This is a genomic window from Billgrantia sp. NRB1 (assembly GCF_056921725.1).
This window is the reverse complement of sequence record NZ_CM167783.1, coordinates 4,158,223-4,178,115: the sequence shown is the minus strand read 5'-3', so window position 1 is coordinate 4,178,115 and position 19,893 is coordinate 4,158,223. Positions and strand designations below refer to the sequence as shown.

At 65.3% G+C, this 19,893-nt stretch carries 21 protein-coding genes; 19 read left to right on the top strand and 2 right to left on the bottom strand.

What is annotated here, in order from left to right; genetic code table 11:
• Nucleotides 1–9: 9 nt before the first annotated feature.
• Nucleotides 10–1,788, bottom strand: a complete 1,779-nt coding sequence (locus tag ACZIYR_RS19185; protein WP_483527757.1) for a chloride channel protein — start codon at nt 1,786–1,788, stop codon at nt 10–12.
• A gap of 146 nt (nt 1,789–1,934) precedes the next feature.
• On the opposite strand from ACZIYR_RS19185, the gene argC reads away from it, so the two are divergent.
• The 19 genes from argC to mgtE all read left to right on the top strand — a co-directional run bounded on the left by argC (nt 1,935) and on the right by mgtE (nt 19,708).
• Nucleotides 1,935–2,969, top strand: a complete 1,035-nt coding sequence (argC, locus tag ACZIYR_RS19180; RefSeq protein WP_483527756.1) for an N-acetyl-gamma-glutamyl-phosphate reductase — start codon at nt 1,935–1,937, stop codon at nt 2,967–2,969.
• A 97-nt stretch (nt 2,970–3,066) separates the two neighbouring features.
• A complete protein-coding gene (erpA, locus tag ACZIYR_RS19175) occupies nt 3,067–3,420 on the top strand; it encodes an iron-sulfur cluster insertion protein ErpA (protein WP_483527755.1) in 354 nt (117 codons plus the stop codon).
• 107 nt (nt 3,421–3,527) lie between these two features.
• Nucleotides 3,528–4,316: a transporter substrate-binding domain-containing protein gene (locus tag ACZIYR_RS19170; RefSeq protein WP_483527754.1), complete on the top strand. Its 789-nt coding sequence runs from the start codon at nt 3,528–3,530 to the stop codon at nt 4,314–4,316.
• A gap of 110 nt (nt 4,317–4,426) precedes the next feature.
• Nucleotides 4,427–5,098: an amino acid ABC transporter permease gene (locus ACZIYR_RS19165; protein ID WP_483527753.1), complete on the top strand. Its 672-nt coding sequence runs from the start codon at nt 4,427–4,429 to the stop codon at nt 5,096–5,098.
• A 13-nt stretch (nt 5,099–5,111) separates the two neighbouring features.
• Nucleotides 5,112–5,879: an amino acid ABC transporter ATP-binding protein gene (locus ACZIYR_RS19160; RefSeq protein ID WP_483527752.1), complete on the top strand. Its 768-nt coding sequence runs from the start codon at nt 5,112–5,114 to the stop codon at nt 5,877–5,879.
• A 568-nt stretch (nt 5,880–6,447) separates the two neighbouring features.
• Entirely contained in the window at nt 6,448–8,343 is a 1,896-nt protein-coding gene (gene mnmG / locus ACZIYR_RS19155; protein ID WP_483527751.1) for a tRNA uridine-5-carboxymethylaminomethyl(34) synthesis enzyme MnmG, read from the top strand.
• A complete protein-coding gene (rsmG, locus tag ACZIYR_RS19150; protein ID WP_473031887.1) occupies nt 8,340–9,005 on the top strand; it encodes a 16S rRNA (guanine(527)-N(7))-methyltransferase RsmG in 666 nt (221 codons plus the stop codon). The genes mnmG and rsmG overlap by 4 nt, the downstream gene beginning before the upstream one ends.
• A gap of 40 nt (nt 9,006–9,045) precedes the next feature.
• Nucleotides 9,046–9,816: a ParA family protein gene (locus ACZIYR_RS19145; RefSeq protein WP_483527750.1), complete on the top strand. Its 771-nt coding sequence runs from the start codon at nt 9,046–9,048 to the stop codon at nt 9,814–9,816.
• A gap of 40 nt (nt 9,817–9,856) precedes the next feature.
• Nucleotides 9,857–10,774, top strand: a complete 918-nt coding sequence (locus ACZIYR_RS19140) for a ParB/RepB/Spo0J family partition protein (RefSeq protein WP_473031886.1) — start codon at nt 9,857–9,859, stop codon at nt 10,772–10,774.
• A gap of 379 nt (nt 10,775–11,153) precedes the next feature.
• Nucleotides 11,154–11,540: an ATP synthase subunit I gene (locus ACZIYR_RS19135; protein ID WP_483527749.1), complete on the top strand. Its 387-nt coding sequence runs from the start codon at nt 11,154–11,156 to the stop codon at nt 11,538–11,540.
• A gap of 9 nt (nt 11,541–11,549) precedes the next feature.
• Complete coding sequence (gene atpB, locus ACZIYR_RS19130; RefSeq protein ID WP_473031884.1) at nt 11,550–12,377, top strand: F0F1 ATP synthase subunit A; 828 nt, start codon at nt 11,550–11,552, stop codon at nt 12,375–12,377.
• Nucleotides 12,378–12,445: 68 nt separating this feature from the next.
• Nucleotides 12,446–12,673, top strand: a complete 228-nt coding sequence (gene atpE / locus ACZIYR_RS19125; RefSeq protein WP_195861500.1) for a F0F1 ATP synthase subunit C — start codon at nt 12,446–12,448, stop codon at nt 12,671–12,673.
• Between the two features lie 75 nt (nt 12,674–12,748).
• Nucleotides 12,749–13,219, top strand: coding sequence for a F0F1 ATP synthase subunit B (locus ACZIYR_RS19120; RefSeq protein WP_473031883.1), 471 nt, complete (start codon nt 12,749–12,751; stop codon nt 13,217–13,219).
• Nucleotides 13,220–13,231: 12 nt separating this feature from the next.
• Nucleotides 13,232–13,768 (top strand): F0F1 ATP synthase subunit delta, encoded by a 537-nt coding sequence (locus ACZIYR_RS19115; RefSeq protein WP_473031882.1) that lies wholly within the window; start codon nt 13,232–13,234, stop codon nt 13,766–13,768.
• 16 nt (nt 13,769–13,784) lie between these two features.
• On the top strand, nt 13,785–15,329 hold the full coding sequence (atpA, locus tag ACZIYR_RS19110; RefSeq protein ID WP_473031881.1) for a F0F1 ATP synthase subunit alpha: 1,545 nt from the start codon (nt 13,785–13,787) through the stop codon (nt 15,327–15,329).
• Nucleotides 15,330–15,397: 68 nt separating this feature from the next.
• Nucleotides 15,398–16,282 (top strand): F0F1 ATP synthase subunit gamma, encoded by an 885-nt coding sequence (atpG, locus tag ACZIYR_RS19105; RefSeq protein ID WP_483527748.1) that lies wholly within the window; start codon nt 15,398–15,400, stop codon nt 16,280–16,282.
• Between the two features lie 70 nt (nt 16,283–16,352).
• Entirely contained in the window at nt 16,353–17,729 is a 1,377-nt protein-coding gene (atpD, locus tag ACZIYR_RS19100) for a F0F1 ATP synthase subunit beta (RefSeq protein WP_483527747.1), read from the top strand.
• 24 nt (nt 17,730–17,753) lie between these two features.
• Nucleotides 17,754–18,182 carry a F0F1 ATP synthase subunit epsilon gene (locus tag ACZIYR_RS19095; RefSeq protein ID WP_473031879.1) on the top strand — a complete coding sequence of 143 codons (429 nt, stop codon included), beginning with the start codon at nt 17,754–17,756 and terminating at the stop codon, nt 18,180–18,182.
• Between the two features lie 152 nt (nt 18,183–18,334).
• A complete protein-coding gene (gene mgtE, locus ACZIYR_RS19090) occupies nt 18,335–19,708 on the top strand; it encodes a magnesium transporter (protein WP_473031878.1) in 1,374 nt (457 codons plus the stop codon).
• Between the two features lie 18 nt (nt 19,709–19,726).
• Here mgtE and ACZIYR_RS19085 read toward each other — a convergent pair whose 3' ends face one another.
• Nucleotides 19,727–19,849, bottom strand: a complete 123-nt coding sequence (locus ACZIYR_RS19085) for a hypothetical protein (protein WP_473031877.1) — start codon at nt 19,847–19,849, stop codon at nt 19,727–19,729.
• Nucleotides 19,850–19,893: the final 44 nt, after the last annotated feature.

Below are 19,893 nucleotides of genomic sequence, written 5' to 3'. Positions count from 1 at the left end.
GCAGTCCTTTCAAGCGGAGGGGGAAGCGTTGACGCGATAGTAGCGCTCGATGGCACCGCGGGTGATGATACCGGAAATGCGCTTCTGCTTGGGCCGATGGCCGTGTTCCACGTAGAGCGCATCCACCGCCTTGTCGTTGAGCCGCTCGAAGGCCTCCGAGAGCGTCGCCTGGAGGTGAATCGGCGCCATCTCCAGGCGCTGGCCGGGAACCTCCAGCAGATCGATCAGCTCGCCCTCCGCCGTGGTGGCCTGCTCGACGATGCCTTCGTTCATCAGCGCCCGCGCCAGGTCCGCCGCCTTCAGCGCCAGGGTCGGCTTGTCGTCGGTGGAGCGCATGATCAGCACCCAGACCGGCTTGGCCTCGAGCAGGCGACGCGCCTGCTCCCGGGTCACCATGCGCGGCGTGCGCACCAGGCTGCGCTCCATCACCGCCGGCACCGAGACCCGCGACAGCGCCTGCATCAGCGGCTGCTGCAGCGGATGCAGGCCGTTGCGGGTCACGCTGATGAAGAAGCCGTCACAGCGGCACAGCTGGCGCGAGGTCAGCCCGGAGATCACCACCGCCAGCATGCCCGGCAGAATGATCTGGGGGTTGTGGGTAAGTTCGAGCAGTGCCATCAGCGCCGCCAGCGGCGCCTGCAGCACCGCCCCCATCATCGCCGCCATGCCCAGCATGGCGTAAAACCCCGGTTCGGCGGCCAGATGCGGCGACAGCCAGGCCCCGGCGAGCCCCGCCAGGGCGCCGGCGGCGGCGCCCACCACCAGCACCGGGCCGATGATGCCGATGGGAATGCCGCTGGCCACGGTGATGGCGGTGAGCAGCAGCTTGGCCACCACCAGCGCCAGCAGCACGTCCACCGCCAGCTCACCGGTCAGCGAGGCGGCCAGGCTGTCGTAGCCGATCCCCTGCACCTCGGGATACCACCAGGCCACCGCGGCGGTGGCCAGCCCCACCGCCCCCAGGCGCAGCCACACCGGCCAGTGATCGACCCGATGGCCGCTGCGCGAGACATGGATGAACAGCCCGGCCAGCAGGCCGATGAACAGGGCCGTGACCACGATCCAGGGCAGGTGGGCCAGCGACTCCAGGCTGACGGTGGGCACCTGGAAGGCCGGCTCCGAGCCGTAGACCAGCATCGCCACCAGCGCGCCCATGGTCGACGCCAGGATCACCGGCATGAAACCGGCGATGGTGTACTCCATCATCACCACCTCCATGGCGAAGATGACCCCGGCGATCGGCGTATTGAAAGAGGCGGAGATGCCCGCCGCGGTGCCGCAGGCCACCAGCACCCGCAGGCTGTTGTGGGGCAGGCGCAGGTGCTGCCCGAGGCCGCTGGCCGCCGCGGCCCCCAGATGGATGGCCGGCCCCTCGCGACCCGCCGAGAGCCCGCCGATCACCGACACCACGCCGACCCACCACTGGTTGAGCCAGTTACGCAGCGGAAAACGCCCCTGATGATAGGTCAGCCGCTCGATGACGTGCCCCACCCCCAGCTTGCGGGCCGCCGGCGGCTGGCGCCACAGGAAGCCCCCGATGATGGCCACCGCCAGCAGCGGCAGGGCGGCACGCAGCAGCGGCGAGAGTCCTTCGAAGGCTTCCGGGTCGCCGTCGGGCATGAAAGTGAAGGCGCCAAGCTCCAGCAGCAGCCGGAACCCGACCATCAGCGCACCGGTCAATAGGCCCGAGACGACCCCCAGCACGCAGAGCTGCGGCAGGGCATCCACATTGGCGAGCTGGCGACGAAAGCCTTCCAGGCTCGCATCGAAGCGCGGCAGTCGCGGCACGGCGGTGTTCCTGTGCGGCCAAGGTTGCGGGCGGCTAGGGAGCCGCCCTGTCACTTGTGTATCATAACCCTTAGGCGTCATCCCAGTACCGGGCGCCCCGCTGCTTCAGGCCACTGGCCTCAGGCCATCTACGAGAGGAGTCCATCGTGATCAAGGTAGGAATCGTCGGCGGCACCGGCTATACCGGGGTCGAACTGCTCAGGCTGCTGGCCCAGCACCCCGAGGTCGAGGTCGAGGCCATTACCTCGCGCTCCGAGGCGGGCATGCCCGTGAGCGACATGTACCCCAACCTGCGCGGCCACTACGACGCGCTCGCCTTCAGCGAGCCCGACGCCGAGCGCCTGGGCGCCTGCGACGCCGTGTTCTTCGCCACGCCCCACGGCGTGGCCCATGCCCTGGCCGGCGAACTGCTGGCCGAAGGAACCCGGGTCATCGACCTCTCGGCGGATTTCCGCCTGCGCGACGCCGAGGAGTGGGCCCGCTGGTACGGCCAGCCCCACGGCGCCCCGCAGCTGCTCGACGACGCCGTCTACGGCCTGCCGGAGGTCAACCGCGACGCCATTCGCCAGGCGAAGCTGATCGCCGTGCCCGGCTGCTATCCCACCGCTGTGCAGCTGGGCCTGCTGCCGCTGCTCGAGGCGGGGCTGATCGATGCCGAGCATGTGATCGCCGACTGCAAGTCCGGCGTCACCGGCGCCGGGCGCGGCGCCAAGGTGCCCTCGCTGATGGCCGAGGCCAGCGAATCGATGAAGGCCTACGGCGCCTCCGGCCACCGCCACCTCCCGGAGATCCGCCAGGGGCTCGGCGACGCCGCCGGTGGCCCGGTGGAGCTGACCTTCGTGCCCCACCTGACCCCGATGATCCGCGGCATCCACGCCACCCTCTATGGCCGGCTGACCAGCGAGCCGGGCGATTTGCAGGCGCTGTTCGAGGCACGCTTCGCCAAGGAGCCCTTCGTCGACGTGATGCCCGCCGGCAGCCATCCCGAGACCCGCAGCGTCAAGGGCGCCAACCTCTGCCGCCTGGCGGTGCACCGCCCCGGCGACGGCGACACCGTGGTGGTACTGGCGGTGATCGACAACCTGGTCAAGGGCGCCTCCGGCCAGGCGATCCACAACCTCAACCTGATGTTCGGCTTCGACGAGCACGCCGGCCTGGCCGCCCCGGCGCTGATGCCCTGATCTCACACCCCCCAATCCCCAGCAAAAGTTGACCCTTTTGCTGGGGATTGGGGATAATGGCCGGTCGAATTTTCTTATTCCCCTAAGGGAGGTGCCCATGAGCGGCGCAGAATCCTTCGTGCCCACGCCCATGATGCTCTCCGACGCCGCACGCAAGCGGCTGCAGGCGCTCATCCAGGAAGAGGGCAACCGCGAACTCAAGCTGCGGGTCTATGTCACCGGCGGCGGCTGCTCCGGCTTTCAGTACGGCTTCGACTTCGCCGACGACGTGGGCGACGACGACGCCCTGATCGAATTCGGCGAGGTGGCGCTGGTCGTCGACGAGCTCTCCTACCAGTACCTGGTCGGCTCCACCGTGGACTACGAGGAGGGCCTGGCCGGCGCGCGTTTTCTGGTCCAGAACCCCAACGCCACCACCACCTGCGGCTGCGGCGCCTCCTTCATGGTCTGAGCCCGGGCGTTGACCGCTCCCCGTTCCCCCGACTTGACGCTTTTCGGGATTCTCGCCAAGGTTAATCTGGCGAATCCCATGAAAAATGTCCTATAACGGGGAACCCGATGAACAAATCTTTCGTTTCTTCCAAGCATTTCAAGCAATCTGCCCTGGCCACGAGCCTGGCCCTGGGGGTCGGACTCTCTGCCGCAACCCTCGCCGAGACCCCCACGGTCAGCGTGGTCACCGACCCCAGCTTCGTGCCCTTCGAGATGATGGATCCCGATACCGGTGAGATGATCGGCTTCGACATGGACATCATCAACGAAGTGGCCGAGCGTGCCGGCTTCGAAGTCGATCTCACCACCATGGAGTTTGCCGGGATCATCCCCGCGGTGCAGACTGGCAGCCAGGAGATCGCCATCGCCGGGGTCACCATCACCGAGGAGCGCGCCGAGATCGTCGACTTCTCGGATCCCTACTACGATAGCGGCCTGCAGATCATCGTGCGCATCGACAATGACAGCGTCGAGACGGTCGAGGATCTCGAAGGCCTGTCGGTGGCCACCCGCATCGGCTCCACCAGCTACGACTTCCTCCAGGAGCACCTCGGCGACAGCGCCAATATCGTGCCCTACCCGGGCAACAGCGACATGTACATGGCGCTGCTCGGCCGCAACGTGGATGCCGCCTTCTACGACGCCCCCAACGTCGCCTACTTCTCCCAGACTCGCGGTGAAGGCCGCACCAAGGTGGTCGGGCCCCTCTACGCCGGCCAGCAGTACGGCATCGTCTTCCACAAGGGCAGCCAGTGGGTCGAGCCGGTGAACGCGGCCCTGGCCGAGATGCGTGAAGACGGCACCTACGCCGAGATCTACGAGAAGTGGTTCGGCGAAGCGCCGAGCGACGATTGATCGACCCGACGGCCTGATGGCCCCGCCCCCGGGCGGGGTAGACGCGGGGCCGGGTGGCCAGACCCCCGGCCCCGCCAACGTTGAGTCGTCCCGACTGCGGAGACACACGCGTGGAAGTCACCTTTCAATTCGACTGGGCGGCAGCGTTCCGGTCGATACCCCACCTGCTGCCCGGCATTCCCTGGACGCTGCTGATCTCCTTCGGCGGCCTGGCCATCGGGTTTTTCATCGGCATCTTCTTCGGCCTGCTGCGGATCAGCCCGATCCGCTGGCTGCGCTGGCCGGCGATCCTCTACATCGAGGTGTTTCGCGGTACGCCGATCCTGGTCCAGGTGCTATTCATCTTCTACGGCCTGCCCCAGCTGCTCGGTGGGCCGATCAACGCCCTGACCGCCGGTATCGCTGCCATCGCGGTCAACTCCGGGGCCTATATCTCCGAGGTGGTGCGCGGCGGCGTACAGTCCATCGAACGCGGCCAGCGCGAGGCGGCCCTCTCCCTGGGCCTGTCCCGCACCCAGGCGTTCCGCTTCGTGATCTGGCCCCAGGCCTTCCGGCGCATGATCCCGCCGCTGGGCAACCAGGGCATCATCAGCATCAAGGACACCTCGCTGTTCTCGGTGATCGGCGTCGGAGAGCTGGTTCGACAGGGGCAGATCTACATCGCCACGACCTTCACTGCCCTGGAGGTCTATCTCATGGTGGCCTTGATGTATCTGGCCATCACCTGGAGCCTGTCGCTGCTGCTGCGCCAGCTGGAGCGTCGAGGCCTGGTTGGACAATAACGGGAGTCAGCCCATGACACAGCACGATACGGCGACCGCTCCCATCGTGATCATGGAGAAGGTCAACAAACATTTCGGCAGCCTGCATGTACTCAAGGACATCGACCTGAAAGTCAAGCCAGGGGAGGTGGTGGTCGTCATCGGTGCCAGCGGCTCCGGCAAGTCGACCCTGATCCGCTGCATCAATGGCCTGGAGGAGTTCCAGCAGGGGCATATCGAAGTCGATGGCAACGAGCTCACGACCCACGGCAAGAGCAGCAAGGCCCTGCAGCGCATCCGCACGGAAGTCGGCATGGTCTTCCAGCAGTTCAATCTGTTTCCCCACCTGAGCGTTCTCGACAACGTGACGCTGGCCCCCATGCAGGTACGCGGCTGGAGCCGCACGGATGCGGTGGAAACCGCCCAGCGGCTGCTTGAGCGGGTCGGCATCAGCGACCAGGCCGCCAAGTACCCCAGCCAGCTCTCCGGGGGGCAGCAGCAGCGCGTCGCCCTGGCCCGGGCCCTGGCCATGGAGCCACGGCTGATGCTCTTCGACGAACCCACCTCGGCACTGGACCCGGAGATGATCGGGGAGGTCCTCGATGCCATGCGTGAGCTGGCCAAGGAGGGGATGACCATGATCATCGTCACCCACGAGATGGGCTTCGCCCGCGAAGTGGCCGATCGGGTCATCTATATCCACAAGGGCGAGATCGCCGAGGAGGGGCCGCCGGAGCGCATCTTCGACCAGCCTCACGACGAGCGGACACGCAGCTTCCTCTCCCGAGTGCTCAAGCACTGAGGCGACGCGGCCCACGGCCTAGACGCGCCTTCCCGCCGCAGAGACTCGCCCCACCCAAACGGCCCTGTCGCACACGACAGGGCCGTTGTTCTGCCTGTGGAAAAATTTTTTTCCCCACCCCCTTAAATCGGCCGCCAGGCCCCGGCGTTAGCGGCTTGTCTCGCACCCAGCGAGGTTGTTCACAGCCACGGTGACAAGCCCGGTATCCGTCGGTGGACAAGCGGTGTCCAACGACTGCTGTGGACAAGCGGCACTGTTGCCCACAGCCTCACCACCGCTCGTCCGCAGCCAGTCCGCCCTTTTCCCCGCCTTTCACCAACAATCTAAGCTGTTGATAAGATTACCATATACCCACTTGTCCACGGTTTTTGTCCACACCAGTAGTAACAACCACAACAGAACTTCTCTTTATATATAATCTGTTTTAATTAATGAGAGGCGAGCTAGGCTCCATGGACGTTCGACGTGTGGAAAACCCTGACGATTACCCACAGGGGGTTTATACTGGCGGGCTGATTTCATCCCTGACTGACTGGAAGACGGCGCCGCGGCGCCAACGAGGTGCACCTTGGATTACCCCGACCGCTTTGACGTCATCGTCATCGGCGGCGGCCATGCGGGAACCGAAGCCGCCCTGGCCTCCGCCCGCATGGGCTGTCAGACCCTGCTGCTGACCCACAACATCGAGACGCTCGGTCAGATGTCCTGCAATCCCGCCATCGGCGGGATCGGCAAGAGTCATCTGGTCAAGGAGATCGATGCCCTGGGCGGTGCCATGGGGCTGGCCACCGACCTGGGCGGTATTCAGTTCCGCATGCTCAACGCCCGCAAGGGGCCGGCGGTGCGGGCGACGCGCGCCCAGGCCGACCGGGTGCGCTACAAGGCGGCGATCCGCGGGATGCTGGAAAACCAGCCCAACCTGACGCTCTTCCAGCAGGCCGCCGGGGACCTGATCGTTGAGCACGACACCGTGCGCGGGGTGGTGACCGAAACCGGCATCCGCTTTTTCGCCGAGACGGTGGTGCTGTGCACCGGCACCTTCCTCGGCGGGGTGATCCATATCGGCCTCGACAGCAGCCGCGGCGGCCGCGCTGGTGACCCACCCTCCAACGCCCTGGCCGAACGGCTGAGGGCGCTGCCGTTTCGCGTCGACCGGCTCAAGACCGGCACGCCGCCGCGGCTCGATGCCAAGAGCGTGGATTTCTCGATGCTCGAGGCGCAGCCCGGCGACACCCCGACTCCAGTGATGTCGTTTCTCGGCCGCCGCGAGATGCACCCGCGCCAGGTGAGCTGCCATATCGCCCACACCAACGAGCGCACCCACGAGATCATCTTCGCCAACCTCGACCGCTCCCCCATGTATTCCGGGATGATCGAGGGCGTCGGGCCGCGCTACTGCCCCTCCATCGAAGACAAGGTGCACCGCTTCGCCGACAAGGCCAGTCATCAGGTGTTCATCGAGCCGGAAGGCCTGGAGACCCATGAGCTCTACCCCAACGGCATCTCCACCTCGCTGCCGTTTGACGTCCAGCTGCAGGTGGTGCGCTCGATTCAGGGTCTCGAGAACGCCCATATCACCCGGCCCGGCTATGCCATCGAGTACGATTTCTTCGATCCGCGGGACCTCAGGCACTCCCTGGAAACCAAATTTATCCACAACCTGTTCTTCGCCGGGCAGATCAACGGCACCACCGGCTACGAGGAAGCCGGCGCCCAGGGCCTGCTGGCCGGGCTCAACGCCGCTCGGCGAGCCAAGGGCGCCGAGGCCTGGCATCCGCGTCGCGATGAGGCCTATCTGGGGGTGATGGTCGACGACCTGATCACCCTGGGGACCCAGGAGCCCTACCGGATGTTCACTTCCCGGGCGGAGTATCGCCTGCTGCTGCGCGAGGACAACGCCGACCTGCGCCTCACCGCGACCGGCCGCGAGCTGGGCCTGGTGGACGACACCCGCTGGGCGGCGTTCAGCGCTCGCCGCGAGGCCATCGAACGCGAGAGCGCACGTCTCAAGGCCAGCTGGGTGCAGCCCGGCACCGCCGCCGCCGAGGCCGTGGCGGCCAAGACCGGCAAGCCCCTCGCGCGGGAGTACAGCCTGATGGACCTGCTCAAGCGTCCCGAGCTCGGCTACGCCGACGTGGCGAGCCTGGTCGGTGAGCCTGTCGAGGAGGCCTCGGTGGCCGAACAGGTGCAAATCCAGGCCAAGTACCAGGGCTATATCGACCGCCAGCAGGAGGAGATCGACAAGCTCAAGCGCCATGAGGCCACGCCGCTGCCCGACGATCTCAACTATGCCCAGGTCGAGGGGCTCTCCCACGAGATTCGCCAGAAGCTCAGCGAGGCGCGACCGGCGACCCTGGCTCAGGCCTCGCGCATCTCCGGCGTGACCCCGGCGGCGGTCTCCATCCTCTTGATTCATCTCAAGAAGCGACGGCTTCTCGAGGACAACCGGGTGGCCAACGGATGAGTGACGCCGTAACGCCCAGCGTCATCGCCCGCCTGGATGAGGGTCTCGACGCCCTGTCCATCGACCTCGAAGCGTCCCAGCGCGATCAGCTGTTGGCCCTGCTGGCCCTGTTGCACAAGTGGAATCGCGCCTATAACCTCACCGCGGTACGCTCACCCGATGAGATGGTGGCCAAGCACCTGCTCGACAGCGCCGCCGTTGTGCCGTTCGTCGGGGACCAGGCGCTGCTGGACGTGGGTGCGGGACCGGGATTGCCGGGGTTGGTCCTGGCCATCCTCAGGCCTGAACTGGCCGTGACACTGCTCGACAGTAACGGCAAGAAGGTGCGCTTCCAGCGCCAGGCGGTGATGGAGCTCGACCTCGCCAACGTGACGCCGGTGCAGGCGAGGGTCGAGGCTCATGCGCCGCCCGGCGACGGCTACGGCCAGGTGATCTCGCGGGCCTTTGCCAGTCTCGGCGATTTCGTTCGCCTGACCGCCCACCTGCCCGCCCCCGGCGGGCGCTGGCTGGCGATGAAGGGGCCTGGTGCCGATGACGAGCTCGCCGCCCTACCCGAAGCGCTGGCGGTGAGCGAGCGCCATGTCCTGTCGGTGCCCTTCACCGAGGGGAAGCGACAGCTGCTGATCGTCGAGCGTCGAGGTTCCACCCACGGTCGCCCCTGAGGCGCCGTCACCAGGGAAGTGCGGAATGAGGGAGTCGCCCGTGACCAAGATTATCGCCGTGACCAACCAGAAAGGGGGCGTGGGCAAGACCACCTCCGCCGTCAACCTCGCCGCCAGCCTGGCGGCGCTGGACCGTCGCGTGCTGCTGGTCGATCTCGACCCCCAGGGCCATGCCACCATGGGCAGCGGGATCGACAAGTACGAGCTGGACGGCAGCGTGCTCGACCTGCTGCTGGGCGAGAAGACCGCCCCCCAGGTGATTCTCGACTGCCCCGCGGCGGGCTATGCGCTGCTGCCGGGCAATGGCGACCTGACCGCCGCCGAGGTCGAGCTGCTGGATCGCCAGCAGGGCCGCGAGCGCTGCCTGGTGGATGCTCTCGGGACGGTGGCCGGCGAATACGACGTGGTGCTGATCGACTGTCCGCCGTCGCTGAACATGCTCACCGTCAACGCCCTGACCGCCGCCGACGGCGTGCTGATTCCACTGCAGTGCGAGTTCTACGCCCTGGAGGGGCTCTCGGCGCTGCTCGACACCGTGGAGCAGATCAAGGACAGCGTGAATCCGTCGCTGGCCATCTACGGCATCCTGCGCACCATGTTCGACGGCCGCAACAGCCTCACCCGGGATGTCAGCAAGCAGCTGCGCGACTACTTTGGCGAGGCGCTGCTCAAGACCACCATACCGCGCAACGTGCGGGTCGCCGAGGCGCCCAGCCACGGGCTGCCGGTGACCAAGTATGCGCGCTTCTCGCGGGGCAGCCAGGCCCATCGGGTGCTGGCCAAGGAGCTGATTCGCCGGCTGTCTCTGTGAACGCCGCCTGGTACCACCTTGCTGTGATGAGGGAAAGTCGATGACGCATAAACGCGCCCTGGGCCGCGGCCTGGATGCCCTGATCGGCGCCGGTGCCCGGCGCCGGGAAAGCCTCGAGCTACCCGAGATCGAAGCGGCGCAGCCCGATACGGCTGAGGCCGACATGGCCCCGGCGGTCGCCGACGAGCGTCTGGAGCGCCTGCCGCTGGGCCAGCTCAGCCGCGGCAAGTACCAGCCGCGCCGCGATATTCAGCCCGAGGCCCTGGAGGAGCTGGCCGACTCGATTCGCGCCCAAGGCGTGATGCAGCCCATCGTGGTCAGGCCCATCGGCGAGGCGCGCTACGAAATCATCGCCGGTGAGCGTCGCTGGCGTGCCGCCCAGCTGGCCGAGCTCGATACCATCCCGGCGGTGATCCGTGAGGTCAGCGACGAGGTGGCCCTGGCCCTGGCGCTGATCGAGAACATCCAGCGCGAGAACCTCAACCCGGTGGAGGAGGCGCTGGCGCTCAAGCGGCTGATGGATGAGTTCGCGCTGACCCAGCAGCAGGTCGCCGACGCCGTGGGCCGCTCCCGGGCCCAGGTCGCCAACCTGCTGCGCCTACTGGCGCTGGACCCGGAGGTCCAGACCCTGCTCGAGCGCGGCGACCTGGACATGGGCCACGCTCGGGCGCTGCTCGTGCTTCCTGCAGCCAAGCAGCGCCGGGCGGCCCACGAGGTGGTCAATCACGACCTCACGGTTCGCCAGACCGAGGCGCTGGTCAAGCGCCTTGCGGCGGGGGAGCCGAAAAAGGCCGAGAAGGCCCCGGCGAGCCCCGACGTGACCCGCCTGGAGACTCGCCTGGGCGAGCTGCTCGGGGCCCCGGTCTCGATCCAGCACGGCCGCGGTGGCAAGGGGCGGCTGACGATTCGCTACTCGAGCCTGGACGAGCTAGACGGCATTCTCGAGCATATCCGCTAGGCTCTGCCTGAAAACTGGCTGCGCTCGACCATACGGCGTTAAAAATCGGCTCAAAGCACTCATTTACACCCCGTAAACTCCGTCTTTTCGCCGATTTTTGCCTTGTCTGGCCTTCGCTCGCCGACTTTTCGGACAAAGCCTAGCCGCCTTGGCGAGCACGCGGGTGGCCCGCGTTCCGAAGTGAATGTCGACAATTCCTGCGCCTTTGGTCGCAAGTGGCAGGTTTCGCGCGTAAAAGGCCCGTTGTTTGGTTGAAGGCCCTACCCCGCTTCCCTATAATCCGCCGTTGTTTGCCTGAGTGTCACGCTCGGTTCAGCCGGCACCCAACCCCTGCTCTGGCAGGGCAGGAAATGTCGACAGGATGCACAGAGACGCTGCCATGAGGCGCCGGCGCCCGGACTTCACCCGACTGTTCCTGGCACAGGGGCTCGCCGCCTTGAGCGTAGCGCTGCTGGGCGCCCTGCGATACGGCCTAGAAGGCGCCCTGTCGGCGCTGATGGGCGGGCTGGTCAGCCTGCTGCCGACGCTCTATTTCGTCTGGCGAGGCCTGCGCAGCCGCGGCGGCAAGCGGCCCAGGGTCAGCGTGATGAATCTGTATCAGGCAGCGATGGGCAAGTTCGGTTTGACGGTGGCGCTGTTCGTGGTGGTGTTCGTGACAGTGCCCCCCTCAAACCCCGCTTTGTTCTTTGTCGCCTATGTGGCGGCCCAACTCATGCACTGGCTGACTCCCTGGCTTGCGCGTGACCGGCCGACCCCACGAACCTGAGGAAGCAGTATGGCAGCAGATAATGAGATGTCCGCCATCTATTACATACAGCACCACCTCCAGAACCTGACCTTCGGCAGGCATCCGGAGAATGGCTGGTCGCTGGCCTCGACCTCCGCCGAAGCCACCGAGATGGGCTTCTGGGCCATTCACCTCGACACCATGGGCTGGTCCATCGCCATGGGCGTGCTGTTCCTGGGGGTCTTCCGCAAGGCCGGCCGCCTGGCCACCACCGGGGTGCCGGGAATGCTGCAGAACGCCGTGGAGATGGTCATCGAGTTCATCGAGAACCTGACCCGCTCCACCTTCCACGGCAAGAATGCCAACATCGCACCGCTGGCGCTGACGCTGTTCATGTGGATCCTGCTAATGAACACGCTGAAGATCCTGCCGGTCGACTACTTCCCGGAGCTGTTCGGTCGCCTCGGCTTCGAGTACATGAAGATCGTGCCCACCACCGATGTCAACGCCACCCTGGGCATGGCCTTCGGCGTGTTCTGCCTGATCGTCTTCTACAGCTGCAAGGTCAAGGGCGTGGGCGGCTTCGCCAAGGAGCTCTCCCTGACGCCGTTCAACCACTGGTCGCTGATTCCCTTCAACCTGATTCTCGAGGTGGTTGGCCTGATCGTGAAGCCAATCAGCCTTGGTCTGCGTCTTTTCGGCAACATGTTTGCCGGCGAGGTGATCTTCATCCTGATCGCACTGCTGCCGTTCTGGGCGATCTGGCTGCTGGATGTGCCGTGGGCGATCTTCCACATCCTGGTGGTATCGCTGCAGGCGTTCATCTTCACGACCCTGTCGATCGTGTACCTGAGCGCCGCTCACGAGCACCACTGATTGAGCAACGCTTGCACGTCAACCAACCCCTAACCCCTTAACCCCAACTCACTATCAGGAGCACTACCATGGAAATCGTCTACATTGCTGCGGCCATCATCATCAGCGTCAGCGCCCTGGCCACCGGTCTCGGTTTCGCCCTGCTCGGCGGCAAGCTGCTCGAGTCCACCGCTCGCCAGCCGGAGCTGGGCGACCAGCTGCAGACTCGCACCTTCATCATGGCCGGTCTGCTCGACGCCGTGCCGATGATCGGTGTCGGTATCGCGATGTACCTGATCTTCGTCGTCGCCGGTTAACGACAGCACCGAGCGCCACGGCGCTCGGTTTGCTTCTATACCCGGTCGCCACGAACCAGTCAGAGGTACATACCCGTGAATATCAATTTGACGCTTATCGGGCAGACGATCGCCTTCGCGATCTTTGTCTGGTTCTGCATCAAGTACGTGTGGCCGCCGATCAGCTCTGCGCTCCACGCGCGCCAGAAGAAGATCGCCGATGGCCTCGACGCGGCCAGCCGTGCGTCCCGCGACCTCGAGCTCGCTCAGGAGCAGGCGGCGCAGACCCTGCGTGAAAGCAAGGAGCAGGCGTCCCAGATCCTCGAGCAGGCCAACAAGCGCTCCAGCCAGATGATCGAGGAAGCCCGCGAGCAGGCCCGCGCCGAAGGTGAACGCCTGGTGGCCGGCGCCCGCGCCGAGATCGATCAGGAAATCCATCGCGCCAAGGAAGAGCTTCGCGCCCAGGTGGCGACGCTTGCCATCACCGGTGCCGAGCGTGTCCTGGAAGCCTCCGTCGACGAGAAGGCACACCGCAAGCTGCTCGACAAGCTTGCCGCCGAACTGTGAAGGAGGTGACCCATGGCGGAAACGTCTACCGTCGCACGCCCCTACGCCAAGGCCGCATTTGAGTTCGCACGCGACCAGAAGGCGTTCAAGGCCTGGTCCGAGCTGCTGTTCAAGCTGGGCCAGGTCGTGGCGGAGCGCGATGCGCAGAAACTGATCGCGAGCCCGAAGCTGACCGGCGAGCGCAAGGTCGAGCTGGTCATCGAGCTGGCCGACGTCAAGGTCGATGAGGCCGGACGTCGCTTCCTCGATATCCTCGCCGGCAAGGGGCGCCTCTCGGCCCTGGGCGCCATCGCCGAGCAGTTCGAACGGCTGCGCGCCGACTACGAGAAGCGCGTCGACGTCACCGTGCTTTCGGCCTACGAGCTCGACGACAAGCAGCAGCAGAAGCTCGCCGGTGCGCTCAAGAAGCGCCTGAATCGCGAAATCTCCATTACCACTCAGGTGGATCCGAAGCTTATCGGGGGCGTCATCCTGCGCGCCGGCGACACCGTCATCGACGGGTCGGTGCGCGGTCGACTGAACCGCCTCTCCGAAGCCCTTACCGCCTGAGTCTGAGGGACATGGCATGCAGCAACTGAATCCTTCCGAGATCAGCGACATCATCAAGCAGCGTATCGAGAAGCTTGACGTCGCATCCGAAGCCCGCAACCAGGGCACCATCGTCAGCGTCTCCGACGGCATCGTGAAGATTCACGGCCTCGAAGACGCGATGTTCGGTGAAATGATCGAATTCCCCGGCGGCATCTACGGCATGGTGCTCAACCTCGAGCGCGACTCCGTGGGTGCGGTGGTGCTGGGCGACTACCTGCAGCTGGAAGAGGGCATGACCGCCAGCTGTACCGGCCGCATCCTCGAGGTGCCGGTGGGTCCCGAGCTGATCGGTCGCGTGGTCGACCCGCTGGGAACGCCGATCGATGGCAAGGGCGAGGTGGGCGCCAAGCTCACCGACGCGGTGGAAAAGGTCGCCCCGGGCGTCATCACCCGTCAGTCCGTCGACCAGCCGATCCAGACCGGTCTCAAGGCGATCGACGCCATGGTGCCGATCGGCCGCGGCCAGCGCGAGCTGATCATCGGCGACCGCCAGATCGGTAAGTCGGCCATCGCCATCGACGCCATCATCAACCAGAAAGGCAAGGGCGTTACCTGTATCTACGTGGCCGTCGGTCAGAAGCAGTCGACCATTGCCAACGTGGTGCGCAAGCTCGAGGAGCACGGCGCGATGGAGCACACCATCGTCGTCGCCTCCGGCGCCGCCGACCCGGCCCCGATGCAGTTCCTGGCGCCCTACGCCGGCTGCACCATGGGCGAGTACTTCCGCGACCGCGGCCAGGACGCCCTGATCGTCTACGACGACCTGACCAAGCAGGCCTGGGCCTACCGTCAGGTGTCGCTGCTGCTGCGTCGTCCGCCGGGCCGTGAAGCCTATCCGGGTGACGTCTTCTATCTCCACTCGCGTCTGCTCGAGCGCGCCGCGCGCGTCAACGCCGACTACGTCGAGAAGTTCACCGACGGCGAAGTCAAGGGCCAGACCGGCTCGCTGACCGCGCTGCCGATCATCGAGACCCAGGGCGGCGACGTCTCCGCCTTCGTTCCGACCAACGTGATCTCGATCACCGACGGCCAGATCTTCCTGGAGACCGACCAGTTCAACGCCGGTATCCGCCCGGCGATCAACGCCGGTCTGTCGGTCTCCCGCGTGGGCGGTTCGGCTCAGACCAAGATCATCAAGAAGCTCGGCGGCGGCGTGCGTCTGGCACTCGCCCAGTACCGCGAGCTGGCGGCCTTCTCCCAGTTCGCTTCCGACCTGGACGAGGCCACCCGCAAGCAGCTGGAGCACGGTCAGCGCGTCACCGAGCTGATGAAGCAGAAGCAGTATACGCCGCTGTCGGTGGCCGAGATGGGGGTGTCCCTGTATGCCGCCAACGAAGGCTTCCTGGATGACGTCGATGTCAGCAAGGTGCTGGACTTCGAGCGGGCTCTGCTCGACTACATGAAGTCCGAACACGCCGAGCTGCTCGACAAGATCAACCAGACCGGCGACTACAGCGACGAGATCCAGCAGGGTTTGAAGGCGGGTCTCGAGCAGTTCAAGGCCACTCAGAGCTGGTAATTCCGCCGGCCCGCCCGGTGAGGGCGGGCCCTGGAGCTTTCTGAGGGCCACGAACGGAGTAGATCGCTATGGCAGCTGCAAAAGAGATACGCACCCAGATCGGGAGCATCAAGAATACGCAGAAAATCACCAGCGCCATGGAAATGGTCGCTGCGTCGAAGATGCGTAAAGCGCAAGATCTGATGAAGGCCAGCCAGCCTTACGCCCGGCAGATCCGCAACGTCGTGGGCCATATCGCCGACGCCAACCCCGAGTACAAGCACGACTACATGGTCGAGCGTGACGAGGTGAAGCGAGTCGGCTATATCGTGGTGTCCACCGATCGCGGCCTGTGTGGCGGTCTGAACGTCAATCTGTTCAAGGCCGTCATCAAGGATGCCATGGCATGGCGCAGCGAAGGCGCAGAGCTCGATTTCTGCGCGCTGGGCAGCAAGGCGGGCGGCTTCTTCCGCAACTACGGCGGCAACCTGGTCGCGGCCAAGAGCGGCCTGGGCGAGGCGCCCGAGGTCGAGGACCTGATCGGCAGCATCAAGGTGATGCTCGACGCCTACGACGAGGGACGGCTGGATCGTCTGTATGTGGTGTACAACGAGTTCGTCAACACCATGACGCAGAAGCCGGTGGTTCGTCAGCTGTTGCCGCTGTCTCCCGACATGGGGGCCGATGCGGAGGATCAGGACCACAAGCGTCCCGGTAGCTGGGACTACCTGTATGAGCCGGATGCCAAGGCGCTGCTGGATAGCCTGCTGGTTCGCTTTATCGAATCGCAGGTGTATCAGGCGGTGGTCGAGAACGGGGCCTGCGAGCTGGCCGCGCGAATGATCGCCATGAAGAACGCCACCGACAACGCCGGCGGCCTGATCGACGATCTGGAGATGGTCTACAACAAGGCCCGTCAGGCCGCCATCACCCAGGAAATTTCCGAGATCGTCGGCGGTGCCGCAGCCGTATAGCGCCCGGGAAGAGCCCAGGGCTCTTCCGGCATACCAGGTTTCATTTGCAGGTTTTTGAGAGGATCGCAAGATGAGCGGACGTATCGTACAAATCATCGGCGCGGTGATTGACGTCGAGTTTCCGCGGGACAACGTTCCCAAGGTCTACGACGCGCTCAACGTCGCCAACTCCGAGACCGTGCTCGAGGTCCAGCAGCAGCTGGGCGACGGCGTGGTGCGGACTATCGCTATGGGCTCCACCGAGGGCCTGAAGCGTGGCATGGACGTCGAGAACACCGGTGCCGCCATCTCCGTGCCGGTGGGCAAGGAGACGCTGGGACGCATCATGGACGTGCTGGGTCGCCCCATCGACGAGGCCGGCGACATCGGTGAGCAGGAGCGCATGCCCATTCACCGTCCCGCCCCCACCTATGCCGAGCAGGCAGCGTCCAACGAGCTGCTGGAGACCGGCATCAAGGTCATCGACCTGGTCTGCCCGTTCGCCAAGGGCGGTAAGGTTGGCCTGTTCGGCGGCGCCGGCGTGGGCAAGACCGTCAACATGATGGAGCTGATCCGCAACATCGCCATCGAGCACAGCGGTTACTCCGTGTTCGCCGGCGTAGGGGAGCGGACCCGTGAAGGTAACGACTTCTACCACGAGATGACCGAGTCGAACGTTATCGACAAGGTCTCGCTGGTCTACGGTCAGATGAACGAGCCGCCGGGCAACCGTCTGCGCGTCGCCCTGACCGGCCTGACCATCGCCGAGAAGTTCCGCGATGAAGGCCGCGACGTGCTGCTGTTCGTCGACAATATCTACCGCTACACCCTAGCCGGTACCGAGGTCTCCGCCCTGCTGGGTCGGATGCCCTCCGCGGTGGGCTACCAGCCGACCCTGGCCGAGGAGATGGGCGTTCTCCAGGAGCGCATCACCTCCACCAAGGTGGGCTCGATCACCTCCGTGCAGGCCGTCTACGTGCCCGCGGACGACCTGACCGACCCCTCGCCGGCCACTACCTTCGCCCACCTGGACGCCACCGTGGTACTGGCGCGTTCGATCGCCGAGCTGGGGATCTATCCGGCCATCGACCCGCTGGACTCCACCTCGCGCCAGCTCGACCCGCTGGTCGTCGGCGAGGAGCACTACGACACCGCTCGCCGCGTGCAGGGCGTGCTGCAGCGCTACAAGGAGCTCAAGGACATCATCGCGATCCTGGGCATGGACGAGCTGTCCGACGAGGACAAGCAGGCCGTGGCCCGGGCGCGTAAGATCCAGCGTTTCCTGTCGCAGCCGTTCTTCGTGGCCGAGGTCTTCACCGGCTCTCCCGGCAAGTACGTGTCGCTCAAGGAGACCATCCGTGGCTTCCAGGGCATCCTCGACGGCGAGTACGACGAGCTGCCGGAGCAGGCCTTCTACATGGTCGGCACCATCGACGAGGCCGTCGAGAAAGCCAACCAGATGAAGTAATCCCGTCCATCAGGGGGATTCGCTATGGCGAACAGCTTCAAGTGCAACATCGTCAGCGCCGAAGCGTCGATCTTCAGTGGCGAGATCGAAGAGCTGGTGGCATCGGGCATCATGGGCGACCTGGGCATCCTGCCCGGGCACGCCCCGCTGTTGACCGAGCTGCAGCCGGGCCCGATCCGGGTGATTCATGATGGTGGCGAGGAGGAGAACTTCTACGTCTCCGGCGGCTTCCTGGAAGTGCAGCCCAACGTGGTCACGGTTCTGGCCGACGCGGCCTCCCGTGCCGGCGACCTCGATGAGGCCGCCGCCGAGGAAGCCCGCCAGCACGCGCTGAAGGCCTTCAACGACAAGTCGGCGGAGCTGGATTACACCCGCGCCGCCGCCGAGCTCGCCGAGGCCGTGGCCCAGCTGCGCACCATCCAGCAGCTGCGCAAGAAAGCCGGCAAGGGCTGAAGCCAGACCCAAGCCGTTTTAACGCCCTCTGAACTCCTGTCGCCATGACGGGGTTCGGGGGGCGTTTTCGTCTCTGTTATGATGCCGGCTAGCCTGGTGATCGCGACTCTTGATTACCCCTCTCTCTGCCGATTGGCGTCAGGAGGATGCCCATGCCTTTGAATGAGACCCTGCAGGAACAGAAAGCGGTGCTGCTTGAGTCGCTGGTTGAAGATCAGCGAGAGCGTCTCGATGAGCTGTTGCCTGAACTGCGGGCCGCCGATCTGGCTGAGATTCTCGAGGAGCTGGTCGAGGATGATCAGGAGCTTCCGGCCGTTTTGCGACTGCTCGACTATCTGCCTCTCGAACGCTGTGCCAATGTGCTGGGCTATCTGCCCGGTGAAGTGCAGCTGGAAGTGACCGAAGCAATGTCCGATGAGACCCTGCTGTCGGTGCTTGAGGAAATGGGATCGGATGAGCGCGCCGACCTCTTCAACCTGCTGGGTGAAGATCGCCGCGAGACGCTGCTCAGGCGCATGGCGCGCCAGGAGCGCGAGGATCTCAAGCGCCTGGCCAGCTACGAAGAGGGCACCGCCGGGGCCATCATGACCTCGGACTACGTGGCCATTCCCAGCGGCATGACCGTCTCCCAGGCGATGATGCGGGTGCGCCAGACGGCGCCGGATGCCGAGACCGTCTACCAGCTCTATATCATTGACCCCGACGGCAAGCTGGCCGGCACCCTGTCGTTGCGCCAGCTGATGGTGGCGCGCCCCGGTGCCCAGGTCGATGATCTGATGATCAAGGACGTGATCAGCATCTCGGTCGATGAGGAGCAGGAAGAAGTCGCCCGGTTGATCTCGCGTTATGACCTGTTGGCCATGCCGGTCATCGATCATGACGAGCGGCTGGTGGGCATCGTCACCCACGATGACGCCATGGACGTGGCCGAGTCCGAAGCCACCGAGGATTTCCACAAGGGGATGTCCATCGGTGCCCTGGAGGATGGCGTCAGTCGGGTGCCGATCTGGAGCCTGTATCGCAAGCGGGTCATCTGGCTGGTGCTGCTGGTCTTTGCCAATCTCTTCTCCGGTGCCGGTATCGCCTATTTCGAGGACACCATTGCCGCCCAGGTGGCGCTGGTGTTCTTCCTGCCGCTGCTGATCGGCAGCGGCGGTAACGCCGGCGCCCAGGCCGCGACCCTAATGGTGCGGGGCATGGCGACCGGCGATGTCGGAGTAAAGGACTGGAGCAAGCTGCTCGGGCGTGAGCTGCTGGTGGCCGGTTCGCTTGGCCTGACCATGGCGCTGGCGGTGGCTCCCATTGGTGTCATGCGCGGCGGCGAAGCGGTTGCCATGGTAGTGGCCATGAGCATGGTCACTATCGTACTGTTCGGCAGTCTGCTGGGGATGTGTCTGCCTTTCGTACTCGAGCGCCTGGGCTGGGACCCCGCCACCGCCTCGGCACCGCTGGTCACCACGCTGATCGACGCCTGCGGGGTGCTGATCTACTTCAGTATCGCCACGGCGATCTTGGCTGGGGTGTGAGGGCCTCCCACTCCCGCGTCAGGAGTCGCTCCTGTCGCGGGTGAAAAAAGCGCGAATCGCTACGAATAGGATCACGCTCAGCAGCAGGCTGAACGGGATGGCGATCAGGGAAACGGCGGGCACAATCATCTCGGCGGCCACGGGAACTCCAAGCATGAACTAGGTGCAGGGGAGGCTTACCTTCC

Bases quoted from the DNA above. Each gene is read 5' to 3' on its own strand.
- atpG (WP_483527748.1), top strand. From the start codon at position 15,398: ATGGCAGCTGCAAAAGAGATACGCACCCAGATCGGGAGCATCAAGAAT.
- ACZIYR_RS19135 (WP_483527749.1), top strand. From the start codon at position 11,154: ATGAGGCGCCGGCGCCCGGACTTCACCCGACTGTTCCTGGCACAGGGG.
- atpB (WP_473031884.1), top strand. From the start codon at position 11,550: ATGGCAGCAGATAATGAGATGTCCGCCATCTATTACATACAGCACCAC.
- ACZIYR_RS19170 (WP_483527754.1), top strand. From the start codon at position 3,528: ATGAACAAATCTTTCGTTTCTTCCAAGCATTTCAAGCAATCTGCCCTG.
- mgtE (WP_473031878.1), top strand. From the start codon at position 18,335: ATGCCTTTGAATGAGACCCTGCAGGAACAGAAAGCGGTGCTGCTTGAG.
- ACZIYR_RS19095 (WP_473031879.1), top strand. From the start codon at position 17,754: ATGGCGAACAGCTTCAAGTGCAACATCGTCAGCGCCGAAGCGTCGATC.
- atpA (WP_473031881.1), top strand. From the start codon at position 13,785: ATGCAGCAACTGAATCCTTCCGAGATCAGCGACATCATCAAGCAGCGT.
- atpD (WP_483527747.1), top strand. From the start codon at position 16,353: ATGAGCGGACGTATCGTACAAATCATCGGCGCGGTGATTGACGTCGAG.
- ACZIYR_RS19140 (WP_473031886.1), top strand. From the start codon at position 9,857: ATGACGCATAAACGCGCCCTGGGCCGCGGCCTGGATGCCCTGATCGGC.
- erpA (WP_483527755.1), top strand. From the start codon at position 3,067: ATGAGCGGCGCAGAATCCTTCGTGCCCACGCCCATGATGCTCTCCGAC.
- rsmG (WP_473031887.1), top strand. From the start codon at position 8,340: ATGAGTGACGCCGTAACGCCCAGCGTCATCGCCCGCCTGGATGAGGGT.
- atpE (WP_195861500.1), top strand. From the start codon at position 12,446: ATGGAAATCGTCTACATTGCTGCGGCCATCATCATCAGCGTCAGCGCC.
- ACZIYR_RS19115 (WP_473031882.1), top strand. From the start codon at position 13,232: ATGGCGGAAACGTCTACCGTCGCACGCCCCTACGCCAAGGCCGCATTT.
- ACZIYR_RS19160 (WP_483527752.1), top strand. From the start codon at position 5,112: ATGACACAGCACGATACGGCGACCGCTCCCATCGTGATCATGGAGAAG.